Genomic DNA, 10,840 nt, shown 5'->3' with positions numbered 1-10,840 from the left:
TCGCCGAGCGAAGACTTGTACGCGATCTTCGCCGGGCGAGAGTCGGGCGCGACGCCCATATAAGCGTCAGCCGTGTACGGCGCGAGGTCCGCGATAGCGGGAAAACCGTGCTGCTGCGCCGGATCGTCGAGGAGTGCGCACTGCGCGGGGTGTCGGCGATCGTGCCGGTTCGCGTCAGGCGTCGAGTTTCTGGTGTCCCGCATCGTAACTGCGCAACGCAGCGCCGACGGCCGCGGCGACGGTGATCTCGTAGACCTCGTCCTCCTGGTATTTCGTGGCCAGCTCGGCGAAATCGCCATCGGTAAGCCGGTAGGACGCGTCACGGACCTTCGCCGCGAACGGCTGCAACGGCGCGGGCAAACCGTCTCCGGTCGCCGCTGCGCCGCGAAGCGCCTGATCGGTCACTGCAGGTGCGCTGAACACGGAATACCGCATGTTCTCCACCGGATCCTCGTGCGTCCCCGCCGGACCACCAGCGAGCAGGAAGCCCGGGAACCGGTACCCGAACCGGTGCAGCGCACGGGTTCCGCTCTCCAGCTGACCTTCGCGAAGCACGAAACCGAACGCGTTCGCGAGCCGGTTCACGACGTTCCACACCAGATTCACCCGCAAGGCCTCGCGAATCGCCCCCGGAGGAAGATCCGGCAGCACGATCTCGTCCGGCTTCAGCGTGACAGTCTCCAGAAACGCCCGAATGGTGCGCACTTCCGGGCGTGCCGCCTCAGGCCGCAAGGGATCGATCTCGCCGTGTCCGGCGATCCGGGTCAGCTCCTCGTGCGAGTCGACGCAGAACGGGCACTCGTGCAGCACCGCCGTTGACATCGCGAGAAACTCGCGTTCCCCGGCTGTCCAGTACGACGGGCCGCGCATCGCCGGAGCGGTGAGATCCAGCAACGGCCGGGTGAGAAAGCCGGGACGGTACAGCAGCATCTTCACGATGTCCGGCGGCTGCTTCGACGTGATCGACAGGAACATCTTGGCCCGCAGGCGATGCCCGTTGTCGAGAATGGACAGTCTCATCAGGACTCCAAGGTGGCTAAGCGGCCCGCGAGGAATCGCCGGTCGGCTGGGTTGGCGGCGAGTTCGTGCGCGCGCCGGTACGCGGCCGTCGCCTCGGTGGTACGGCCGAGACGACGGAGCAGATCGGCGCGCGCGGCGTGCAACAGGTGGTACTGGTCAAGGCCTTCGATACAGTCGATGAGCGCCAGCCCTTCCGACGGGCTCGTGGCCATGGCGACCGCGACGGCGTGGTTCAACGCGACCACCGGTGAAGGATTCGTTTCGGACAACCGGCGATACAGCCCAGCGATCGCCGCCCAGTCCGTGTCCGCCGCGGAACGAGCCTGAGCATGCTGGACGGCAATGGCGGCCTGCAGCTGATACGGCCCCACCATCTCGAAGCGCAGCGCGCGATCCAGCAGTCCGATCGCCTCGGCGATTTCCCCGTGGTCCCAACGGCTTCGATCCTGGTCTTCGAGCAGTACGACGTCGCCGTCCGGCGTATACCGGGCGGCGGCGCGCGAATCGTGCACGAGCAGCAGCGAAACCAGGCCGAGCGCTTCCGGTTCGTCCGGCATGAGCGTCGCGACCAGCTTCGCCAGCCGGATCGCTTCCTGGTGCAGCTCATGATCTCCGAAAACGGTGTAGCCTTGAGTGAAGATCAAGTACACCACCGCCAGAACCCCGGACAGCCGCTCGGACAGCAGATGATCGGGCGGGACCGCGAGGCTGATCCCGGCGTCGCGGATCTTGCGTTTGGCCCGCACCAGCCGCTGCGCCAGCGTCGCCTCGCTGACCAGGAACGTCCGCGCGATCTGCCCGGCGGTCAGCCCGGCCACCGCCTGCAGCGTCAACGCGACCCGCGCCTCCTCGGCGAGCGCGGGATGGCAGCAGGTGAAGACCAGGCTGAGCCGTTCGTCGCCGATCTCGAGCAGGCGTTTCCCGGTCGGCTCCGCACTCGTGGCCGGTTCCTCGAGTTGAGCGAGCTTCTCCAGGCCGCGGCGGGCACGCCGGAGCCGGTCGATCGCGCTGTTGCGGGCGGCGGTCAGCAGCCACGCCACGGGGTCGTCCGGCGGCGCGTCGCCCCACTTGCGCAGGGCGAGCGCGCACGCGTCCTGCAGCGCGTCCTCGGCGAGTTCGAAGTCGCCGAGGACGCGGACCAGCGCCGCGAGCATCCGGGCCCGGTGCTCGCGGTAGGTCTCCCGCAGCAACGCCGAGGTCATGCCTGGCGGGACAGCCCGGGCACGGCGGCGACCGGACGCACCTCGACGGTGCCGACCGCGGCCATCGGGCACAGCGCGGCCAGTTCGAGGGCCTCGTCGAGATCGCGGCAGTCGAGGACGTAAACGCCGCCGAGATGCTCGTGGGTCTCCAGGAACGGCCCGTCGGTGACGAGCGTCTTCCCCTCGCGGACGCTGACCGTGGTGGCGGTGTGCTCGCCCTGCAGCGGATGTTCGGAGACGAAGGCCCCGCGCCGGCGGCATTCGTCGGCGAACGCGTTCACCCTGGCCAGCGCGTCCGGGAAGGCCGGATCGCCGGGTTCGGGACGGTCGCAGTTGTAGATCACCAGCAGGTACCGCATGTGTCCTCCGAGAGCCGGTCCGACGTTGTCGTAATGGAAGACGAATGCGTCGACCGTAACTCGACAGGACGGGCCGGGCTTCCCGGAAAACGGAGAACGGCGGGCCCGGGGGAGCCCGCCGTTCTCTTCAGGAAGGGGTCAGCCCTTCTGCCACAACGCTGGCGCGTTGGGCGGTTCCCAGCCCTGCTGGGCGGTGTGGCCTTGCAGGCACACGTAGGTGACCCCGTTGTAGGTGACGCGCGTACCGGCGGGGTACGCCTTGCCAGTGGCCCAGGACGTCCCTCCCGGCTGCCCGGTCGGCGGTCCCGTGGTCGGTCCGCCGGTCGGCGTCTGCGCGACGTTCAGCACGAAGTCGAACGCCGCCTCCTTGGCGTTGTTCGGGGCGTCGCGGACCGTCATGAGCAGCCGCGGGTCGAAAATCGTGTCGGTGTTGTTCCGCGGCTCGCCGGGGAAGTACAGCTGCGTCGTCAGGATCGGCTCGTTGGGGGCCTGCACCTTGACGTGGATGTGCCGCGTCCGGCCGGGGTAGAGGCCGGGCACGATCGTCGTCAGCTTGAACTCGCCGAGGTCGTTCGTGTACTGGTGGCCGCGGAAGTTGTAGCCGACGTTGTCGTACGCGCCGTTGTCGTCCGCCTGCCAGAAGTCCAGCAGCGCGCGGGCGATCGGCTGGCAGGCCGTGCCGAAGACGTACCCGCTCACGGTCAGCCGCGTGCCCGGGGTGCTCCCGTCGACGAGCACGCTGCGCTCGGGCGAGCCCGGCGTGAAGTACGGGCCTTCGGTCTGGTCGATGGTCGGCTCGTCGCCGTCGTGGCAGTACGGGGTCGGCTCGACCTTCTGCCCGCCCGCGAAATTCGTGCGGGCGAGCGCGGGTCCGCCGACGAGCGCGACCGGCGCGGCGACTCCGGCGGCCAGCGCGGCCTTCAGCACTGTCTTGCGGCTGAACTTTCTTTCTTCGTCCATGCCTGCTCCTCGGTGGGGGCTCGGGATTCCCCTCGACGGTAGGGAGGAGATCAGCCCGCAGCGATGGACGGAGTCATGCAGTCGTGGTGAATCTTCGGGGCGGTGTCGCCGGTGCGGCGGAATCCGCCGGGGCTCAACCCGGTTTCGCGCCGAAAGAACCGACAAAAGTAGGCTGGATCGGCGAATCCGACGCGGCTCGCCACCTGCCGCACGGACAGATTCGTCCGCAGCAGGAACCGTTTCGCCTCCTGCGTCCGCGCTTCGCGCACCAATTCCGCCGCTGTCCGCCCGGTTGCCGCCTTGACGGCCTCGGTGAGGTAGCCGGGAGTGACGCCGAGCCGTTCGGCGTGCGCGCGCACCGACCACAGTCCCAGCTCGGATTTTTCCGCCTGCTGCGCGAATTCCGCCGCTACCGCGCGGGCGCGCGCGGGTGCGGGCGCGGGCGGAATGCCGGGAAGCCTTCCGGCGCGCACGATCAGCACGTGCAGCAGCGCGCGCAGCACGGATTCGCCGTCCTCGCCGCCGCGCCGGAATTCCTCCTCGAGTTCCGCGATCAGCCGCGCGGTGCGGTCGTGCTCGGTCCTGTCCAGCTGCAGCCACGGCCGTTCCCGCAGCCTGCGCAGGGTTTCCCGGTCGGCCGGATGGTCGAAGAGGAAGTCGTCGGTGAACAGCACGACCGATCCGGTGAGCTCGCTCGCCTCCCAATGGTGCACCTGGCCCGGCGTGACGACGCCGAGGTGCGGCGGGCTCAGTTCCCACCGCGTCAGGTCGACCACGTGCGCGCCGGTTCCTCCGGTGACGAGCACGATCTCGTAAAAGGTGTGCCGGTGCGGGAATTCCGCCCGCGACAACGGTCCCACCGCGTCGAAAGAGCCGACCGCGAACGGCACCGCGTCGGGCGCGGGCACCTCGAGCCGGTGCAGTGGAAGTTCACCGGTTTTGACCGGTCTGCAGCACATTCCCGGGGGCACCGTCGTCCCTCGCATCAGTCCGTCCTTTTCGCCGGTTTCGGAACGAAAAGTCTAGACCAATTCCCGGGCAGATACCTCCGACGGAAGTATCAGTAACTCGGTGGAGTGACACTGACGAGGAATCGGGCGGTGGTCCGGCCGTCGTTGCGGAAGCGGTGCGGGATGGCCGAATCGAAGTGGCAGCTGTCGCCGGTCTTGAGCACGTGCGTCTGCTCGCCGACCTGGACGGTCAGCCGTCCGGCGATCACCACCACGCATTCCTCGGACGGATGCGAACGCAGTTCGTCGGACGAGACGCCGCCGGGTTCGAGCACGCCTTCGAGCACTTCGAGCTTCGCGCCGCCCGGCGACGCGCGGGTGTAGGTGATCGCGTGGTGCGGCGAGGAGATCCGGTAGCGGTCGTCGTGCCGGATCACCGCGACGGTTTCCTCGTCCGGCTCCTGGAACAGGCTGAACAGCGGGATGTCGAGCACCTCGGCGATGCGCCGCATGGTTTCCAGGCTCGGGTCGGTCACGCCCCGCTCGACCTGGCTGATCAACCCGGTCGACACTCCCGCCTGGTCGGCAAGCTGGCGCACGGTCAGCCCGCGCAGGGTGCGGAACTCGCGGATCCTCGTCACGGTCACCCGATCATTATCATCGAATGGCGCTCCGGCGCAGGTCACCGGCCTCCGCGGGTCCCGCTGGGCGGTCCCCGGCCCCGACTTCGATCGCCGTTCGCGACGGCGGCCGGGTCACTAGGCTGACCGCCACCGTCACGATCAGGTTGACGACGAGCGCGGGCAAGCCGACGACGGTTCCGGGCGGCATCGTGTGCGCGACGAGCGACCCCAGCGCGGGCACGCCGACGATCAGCCCGCCGCACAACGCACCCGCCGCGAGTCCTGGTGCGGTGACCCGTCGCCACAGCATCGAGAGGAACAGCGCGGGCGCGAGTTGCCCGACGGCGCTGTACACGTTGGTCATGATGCTCAACAGTTTTTCGTTGCTGTGCGCCACAAGAAGTACGGAAAGCGCAGTGAAAACGAGAACGCCCACGCGCATCGCAGTCAGCGACGAGGCCCATTTCTTCGAGCGGGCCCCGAGCACATTGCGGGTGAACAGGCTGCTGGCCGCGAGCACAAGCACGGCGGTCGGCACGAGCGCGACGAGAATGCCCGCGCCGCCGAGCGGCCCGATGACCCATTCCGGATACTTCTCGCGCACGAAAATCAGCAGCGACGCGTTGGCCTGCTTGTCGGTCAGCTTCGGCAGCGCGAGCACCGCGGCGAGCGCGATCATCACGATCAGGACGTAGAACAGCGAATACAGCGGCTGGACCACCTGATTGCGGCGGATCGTCGCGACGTCTTTCGCGCTGTAGGACACCTGGAACATGTGCGGCAGCGCGAACGAGCCCAACGGCGTGAGCAGCAGGAAGCTCATCCACCACCAGGTGTTCGTCGCGGTCGATCCATGAAGGCCGGGCAGCGTCGCGCCGCTCGGATGCGCTTGCTTCATCGCGTCGAACACGCCCATTGGCCCGCTCGCCCCGGCCGCGTTCGCCGCGCCGATGGCGACCACGAGCAGGATCGCGATCAGCAGCACGTCCTTGACGATCGCGGTGAACGCGGCACTGCGCATCCCGCCGACCAGCACGAACCCCGCGACCAGCACGCCGCCGGCGATGACGTAGACCAGCGACGGGACCTCGCTGCCGAACAGACTCGCCAGGATCAGGCTCAGCCCGGTCAACTGGACCTGGGCGTACAGCAGCAGCGCGACGATGCCAAAAACGGCGACCAGTCCGCCGAACCAGCGGGCTTCGAAGCGGGTGGTGAAGTAGTCCGCCATGGTGACGAGACCGTGCTGCTTGCCAGCGCGCCAGATCTTGGGCACCACCCAATAGCCGACGGCGGCGGTCAGCACGACCGTGCCGAGCACGTAGAACCCGGGCGCGCCGTTGCTGAACACACCTTGCGAGGCACCGAGCAGGGCGAACGTGGTGAAGGTTTCGCCGACCAGCAGGAACCAGAAGAGCCAGGTGCCGAACCGGCGTCCGCCGACGGACCATTCCTGCAGATTCATCGCCCGTCCGCGCGCGGCGGCGACGGTGCCCCAGACGATCGAGCCGACCGCGATCAGGAGAGCGAGCGCCAGTGCCATCGCTACACCCGGTCCAGCTCGCCGCGGCGGCGGTCGATCGCGTAGACGAGACCGATCGCGCCGGAGCCGATCAGCACGCCCGCGGTCATCCACACCAGCAGGAACGGGATCGAGCCGAAGACGTAGTCGATCCGGTTCACCAGGGGAATCGCCGCGACGCACCACGCGAACGGGACGACGAGCAGAAGCCAGTGCCAGCGGCGTTTTCTTGATCGGGCCATTGATCGCTCCTCAGCTACCCACGTCGCTGTGTTCAGCCTGGATGAATGGCCATCAGTGTGAGCGATGACTTGTGTCGCGTCAATGACGACGATCGGGTGGACGCAAGAGAGGCTTGCGCAGTGGAGGTGCTGACTGTTCACTGTGGCTAATGGCAGCTCAACGCATCTCCGCGGAGGCAGGCATGATTTTCACCGCCGCACGACTGCTGACCGACGCGTCCGCCCCGCTGATCCACGACGCCGCCGTGGCCGTCTCGGACGGCGTAATCACCTATGCCGGACCAAGGAATTCCGCCCCTGCTGGCGACGCTGCCGATCTCGGCGACGTCACCCTGCTGCCCGGCTTGATCGACTGTCATGTCCACCTCTGCCAGGACCCAGGTTCCGGCGAAGTCACCCTGGAAATGTCCGCCGACGACGATGCGCTGAGCCGCCGGATGGTCGCCAACGCACAACGATTGCTGGACGCGGGCGTCACCACCGCGCGCGACCTGGGCGCACCCGGCACCCTGGGCACCCGCGTACGAGATTTCCTCGCTGCCACACCGGAAGCCACCCCGCGAATGCTCGCGGCGAACGCGCCGATCACTGTCACCGGCGGCCACGCCGCGTCCATGGGCGGCATCGCGGACGGCGTCGACCAGGTCCGCGCTTTGGTGAAACAACACTTCGATGACGGCGTCGACCTGATCAAAGTCATGACCACCGGCGGCTTCATGACGCCCGGAAGCCACCCGTCGGAAGCGCGCTACACCGTGGACGAGCTAGCCAACTTGGTGTCTGAAGCGCACTCTCGCGGGTTGCCGGTCACGACGCACGCTCTCGGCGTCGAAGGCATCGAACGAGCCGTACTCGCTGGTGTCGATTGCATCGAGCATTGCGGCTGGGTCACCCGTACTGGCACCGAATTCGATCCGCGGATCGCCAAGATGATCGTGGCGCGCGGCATCGCCGTCAGCCCGACCATGAACACCGCTTGCACCGCAGCGGATTACATGTGCCCGTGGGACGAACGCGACGCCGTCGTCGGCAACCTCCGCGCGCTGATTTCCTTGGGTGCCACCATTGTCGCTGGAACCGACGCCGGAATCCCGTTAGTCCACTTTGAACGCTACGCCGACTGCCTGGACACCTTCGCCGAAGCCGGAATGACTCCCCGGCAAGCAATCGCCAGCGCTACCTCGGTGGCCGCCCGCGTCTGCGGCTTGGCAGACGTAACCGGTCGCTTGGTACCCGGATTCCGCGCCGACCTCATCGCGGTGGACGGCGACCCAACCGAGTCTTTAGCGACCCTGCACCACCCCCGTTTCGTCATGGCTGACGGCCGCCGCCACGAAGTCCGCAGCACTGACCTGGGCACCGGTGACTCCGCGGCCAGGGACCGCATCCGCCGGAACCTCGAACAGGGCGCCGGGCGATGACCGGCACCGCCTGTGCGCTCAGCTCAGCCCGGCTCAGCTGCGGGAGCGGAGCCAGACCGCTGCCTCCGCTGGAACGACGTCGAGTGACCTCGCGCCCCGCGTGAAGACCCGCCCGTCTCGTGATTGACTGGCCAGCATGGCCGTACTTCCGCATCCGGGCGCTCGGGGTCCGCAGTGACCTCCGAACCGGCCGCGGCCACCCGTCCGCGCAATCGCAAGCAGCTCATCGTCGAAGCGGCGGGCCGGGCCTTCAGCGAACGCGGCTACCACGCGGCGTCCATGGAAGAGATCGCCGCCGCCGTCGGAATCACCGCGGCGGCGCTGTACCGGCACTTCCCGAACAAGTACGCCCTGTTCACCGAATGCGCCAACGTGATGGCAGACCGACTGGTCGCCGCCCTGGACGCAGTCCCCGCGGATGCCCCCGCAGACGACGTTCTCCGCCCGCTGGCCCGCGTCACGGTCGCCCACCGGGAGTCCGGCGGCCTGTACCGCTGGGAGGCCCGCTACCTCGACCGAGCGGACCGGCGCGTCCTGAGCGCCAAATTCGCCCACGTCGTCGCGCGCGTGACCGACGTGGTGCAGCCGTCGCCGGACGCGGACCTCCGCGCCGTAGCCGCACTCGGCGCGATCGGCTCGATCACGATGCACCACACGTCGATCGCCCACCACCGCGCCGAAAACCTGCTGACCGAATCCGCTCTGCGCCTGACCGCCGCAACGGCCGCCGTGCCCGCGCCGTCGGTCTCGCTGCCCACCCAGCCCGTCCCGCGAACCCGCCGCGCGCAAATCCTCGCCGCCGCCGTCCCGCTGTTCGAGCGCGACGGATTCGCCACCGTCACCAACGCCAGAATCGCCGAGGCCGTGGGGCTGGTTCCTTCTGCCCTCTACCGCCATTTCCCCAACAAAGCCGAAATCCTGGCCGCCGCCTGCCTGCAAGCCGCCGGACTCCTGTCGCAAGCCGTAGAGCAAAATCTCCGCGGCATCACCGGCGCGGAAGCCTTGCCCGTCCTGGCCGCGACCTACGTGGCCTACAGCTTCGAGCACACCGCCCTGACCAACGTCGCCGCCGCCGAACTAGGCGGTCTCCCGGCGGCGTTGCAACGCCCGCTGAACCTCGCCCAGCGCGAGCACATCGCCGTCTGGGAACAACAACTCCGCCTGGCCCGCCCGGATCTGGACGCACACCAAGCCCGCGTGCTGGTGCACGCGGGCTTCGGCGCGGTAGTCGAAACCGGACGGCGGCTGCGATGGGAGGACACCCCCGGCCACCGCGCCGCCGTCACCGGTTTTCTGCTGAGCGCGCTGGGACTCTAAGCACCCGGCCGATTCGCCGTGGGCAGCGTGATCGGTGTCTGTGTTGGCGACGTCCCGTTGTTGAGGTACAGCATCGAAATGCCGCGCACGAACTGATCGAAGAGATAGAAACTGCCCGGCATGATCTTGGACGCCCCCTCCCTGAACGCGACATACGCTGGCCACTCGATCCGGATCAGTGCTGCCTGCGCGTAATCGCGGGGGAGTCCGAGCCAATCGCCCATCTGGTCGTTGAGGAGATACCGCACGAGTTCATTGACGAACCCGGAATCGAGCCCGAGCGTCGGCTTTTCGATATACCCGAGCAACGTCTTCGCCAGACTGACCCCTTCGTCAGTCGGCCCGAGCACCGGCCACAACATCTGCTGCGCCTGCGCTTCCGCGTCCGCCCACGTCTGCGGGATGAACTGCTCCTGCACGCCAAGCAGATGCAGTGCGACCTGCCAAGCATGCAGATCCGCGTCCTGCTCGGCGGTCGACAACGCGATGTTCCACTTCAGCATGTTGCTGCGCGCGAACGTCGCCACCGAATGGAACGTCCGCAAAATGTCACCATTGCTGATCGGCTTAGGCTGATCCGCTCCGTCCTGGTACTTCGCCGACGTCGGCAGCAAATTCCGCACCACTGCATGCACTAGGCGAGTCTTGTTGGCCGTAACGACGAAATGCCCGTCCGGCGCCCAAGCCTTGGAATTATGCAGGTCGTACCCGAAGGTGAACGTCTTGGCCGCCCGCTGCTTCATATCCGCGCCGCCAGCCGACCAGTAGACCGCCCGCGCCTCCCGCGGAATGACGGTGCTCATGATCCCGCTGCCCAGCGTCTCCGAGACGAACAGATAACTGCTCAACCGGGTATAAAGCTTCTCCGACGCAGCAAGCTTGGCCGGATCCGCCCATGACGGCAGTTTGTTGACCTGCCGCAGATACGCGACCAGATAGTCCGGCATGCCAGCAGGCAACGGCGCGTTGTTGTCGATCCAGCCCTGCCAAGCCGTATTGACCGCCGGAATCTTGCCCTCTTTGAGCAACGCCGCGGCGACCGCGTCCGCTGTGTCGTCCCAGACCTGGAACGGATCGGCCCCCGTCCCGCTCCCGGCGATCGACCCCTTGCCCGACCACGCCCACGCAGTGCCGGTGGTGCCGGCCATGCCCGCGATGCCCAACGCCGCGCCGAGGGTCAGCACCTTCCTTCTGCTGAGATTCTCCATGTACTTGTCTGCCTCT

At 67.8% G+C, this 10,840-nt stretch carries 12 protein-coding genes; 2 read left to right on the top strand and 10 right to left on the bottom strand.

What is annotated here, in order from left to right:
- From ACWDNU_RS30090 to ACWDNU_RS30050, 9 genes are all read right to left on the bottom strand, one after another.
- On the bottom strand, positions 1–203 hold a 203-nt coding region (locus tag ACWDNU_RS30090; RefSeq protein WP_449671380.1), incomplete at its 3' end, for a hypothetical protein.
- Complete coding sequence (locus tag ACWDNU_RS30085; RefSeq protein ID WP_449671378.1) at positions 175–1,020, bottom strand: hypothetical protein; 846 nt, start codon at positions 1,018–1,020, stop codon at positions 175–177. The genes ACWDNU_RS30085 and ACWDNU_RS30090, both read right to left, overlap by 29 nt.
- Positions 1,020–2,222, bottom strand: coding sequence for an RNA polymerase sigma factor (locus tag ACWDNU_RS30080; RefSeq protein WP_449671377.1), 1,203 nt, complete (start codon positions 2,220–2,222; stop codon positions 1,020–1,022). Before ACWDNU_RS30080 ends, ACWDNU_RS30085 begins: the two co-directional genes overlap by 1 nt.
- Positions 2,219–2,581, bottom strand: coding sequence for a YciI family protein (locus ACWDNU_RS30075; RefSeq protein ID WP_370940118.1), 363 nt, complete (start codon positions 2,579–2,581; stop codon positions 2,219–2,221). The genes ACWDNU_RS30080 and ACWDNU_RS30075 overlap by 4 nt, the downstream gene beginning before the upstream one ends.
- Positions 2,582–2,719: 138 nt before the next feature.
- On the bottom strand, positions 2,720–3,541 hold the full coding sequence (locus ACWDNU_RS30070) for a dioxygenase family protein (RefSeq protein WP_449671376.1): 822 nt from the start codon (positions 3,539–3,541) through the stop codon (positions 2,720–2,722).
- Positions 3,542–3,591: 50 nt separating this feature from the next.
- Positions 3,592–4,527 carry an AraC family transcriptional regulator gene (locus ACWDNU_RS30065; RefSeq protein WP_449671375.1) on the bottom strand — a complete coding sequence of 312 codons (936 nt, stop codon included), beginning with the start codon at positions 4,525–4,527 and terminating at the stop codon, positions 3,592–3,594.
- 74 nt (positions 4,528–4,601) lie between these two features.
- Positions 4,602–5,138, bottom strand: a complete 537-nt coding sequence (locus ACWDNU_RS30060) for a helix-turn-helix domain-containing protein (protein ID WP_344268734.1) — start codon at positions 5,136–5,138, stop codon at positions 4,602–4,604.
- A gap of 10 nt (positions 5,139–5,148) precedes the next feature.
- Positions 5,149–6,657 (bottom strand): sodium:solute symporter family protein, encoded by a 1,509-nt coding sequence (locus ACWDNU_RS30055; RefSeq protein ID WP_449671374.1) that lies wholly within the window; start codon positions 6,655–6,657, stop codon positions 5,149–5,151.
- Between the two features lie 2 nt (positions 6,658–6,659).
- Positions 6,660–6,878 carry a DUF3311 domain-containing protein gene (locus ACWDNU_RS30050; protein WP_449671373.1) on the bottom strand — a complete coding sequence of 73 codons (219 nt, stop codon included), beginning with the start codon at positions 6,876–6,878 and terminating at the stop codon, positions 6,660–6,662.
- A gap of 149 nt (positions 6,879–7,027) precedes the next feature.
- Here ACWDNU_RS30050 and ACWDNU_RS30045 point away from each other — a divergent pair, with 149 nt between their 5' ends.
- Both ACWDNU_RS30045 and ACWDNU_RS30040 read left to right on the top strand, forming a co-directional pair.
- On the top strand, positions 7,028–8,299 hold the full coding sequence (locus ACWDNU_RS30045; protein ID WP_449671372.1) for an amidohydrolase family protein: 1,272 nt from the start codon (positions 7,028–7,030) through the stop codon (positions 8,297–8,299).
- 174 nt (positions 8,300–8,473) lie between these two features.
- The gene (locus ACWDNU_RS30040) at positions 8,474–9,616 is read left to right on the top strand and encodes a TetR/AcrR family transcriptional regulator (protein ID WP_449671371.1); all 1,143 of its coding nucleotides are present in this window, start codon (positions 8,474–8,476) and stop codon (positions 9,614–9,616) included.
- On the opposite strand, the gene ACWDNU_RS30035 is transcribed toward ACWDNU_RS30040, so the two are convergent.
- On the bottom strand, positions 9,613–10,824 hold the full coding sequence (locus tag ACWDNU_RS30035) for an oxygenase MpaB family protein (RefSeq protein WP_449671370.1): 1,212 nt from the start codon (positions 10,822–10,824) through the stop codon (positions 9,613–9,615). The two genes, ACWDNU_RS30040 and ACWDNU_RS30035, sit on opposite strands and share 4 nt — an antisense overlap.
- Positions 10,825–10,840 lie beyond the last annotated feature (16 nt).

The sequence above is a fragment of the Amycolatopsis sp. NPDC003676 genome, assembly GCF_053587275.1.
This window is presented reverse-complemented; position numbering and strand designations above follow the sequence as displayed.

Excerpts from the sequence above, each read along its gene's own strand:
- ACWDNU_RS30080 (WP_449671377.1), bottom strand. The coding sequence starts at position 2,222 with ATGACCTCGGCGTTGCTGCGGGAGACCTACCGCGAGCACCGGGCCCGG.
- ACWDNU_RS30035 (WP_449671370.1), bottom strand. The coding sequence starts at position 10,824 with ATGGAGAATCTCAGCAGAAGGAAGGTGCTGACCCTCGGCGCGGCGTTG.
- ACWDNU_RS30050 (WP_449671373.1), bottom strand. The coding sequence starts at position 6,878 with ATGGCCCGATCAAGAAAACGCCGCTGGCACTGGCTTCTGCTCGTCGTC.
- ACWDNU_RS30085 (WP_449671378.1), bottom strand. The coding sequence starts at position 1,020 with ATGAGACTGTCCATTCTCGACAACGGGCATCGCCTGCGGGCCAAGATG.
- ACWDNU_RS30070 (WP_449671376.1), bottom strand. The coding sequence starts at position 3,541 with ATGGACGAAGAAAGAAAGTTCAGCCGCAAGACAGTGCTGAAGGCCGCG.
- ACWDNU_RS30055 (WP_449671374.1), bottom strand. The coding sequence starts at position 6,657 with ATGGCACTGGCGCTCGCTCTCCTGATCGCGGTCGGCTCGATCGTCTGG.
- ACWDNU_RS30075 (WP_370940118.1), bottom strand. The coding sequence starts at position 2,581 with ATGCGGTACCTGCTGGTGATCTACAACTGCGACCGTCCCGAACCCGGC.
- ACWDNU_RS30045 (WP_449671372.1), top strand. The coding sequence starts at position 7,028 with ATGGCAGCTCAACGCATCTCCGCGGAGGCAGGCATGATTTTCACCGCC.
- ACWDNU_RS30065 (WP_449671375.1), bottom strand. The coding sequence starts at position 4,527 with ATGCGAGGGACGACGGTGCCCCCGGGAATGTGCTGCAGACCGGTCAAA.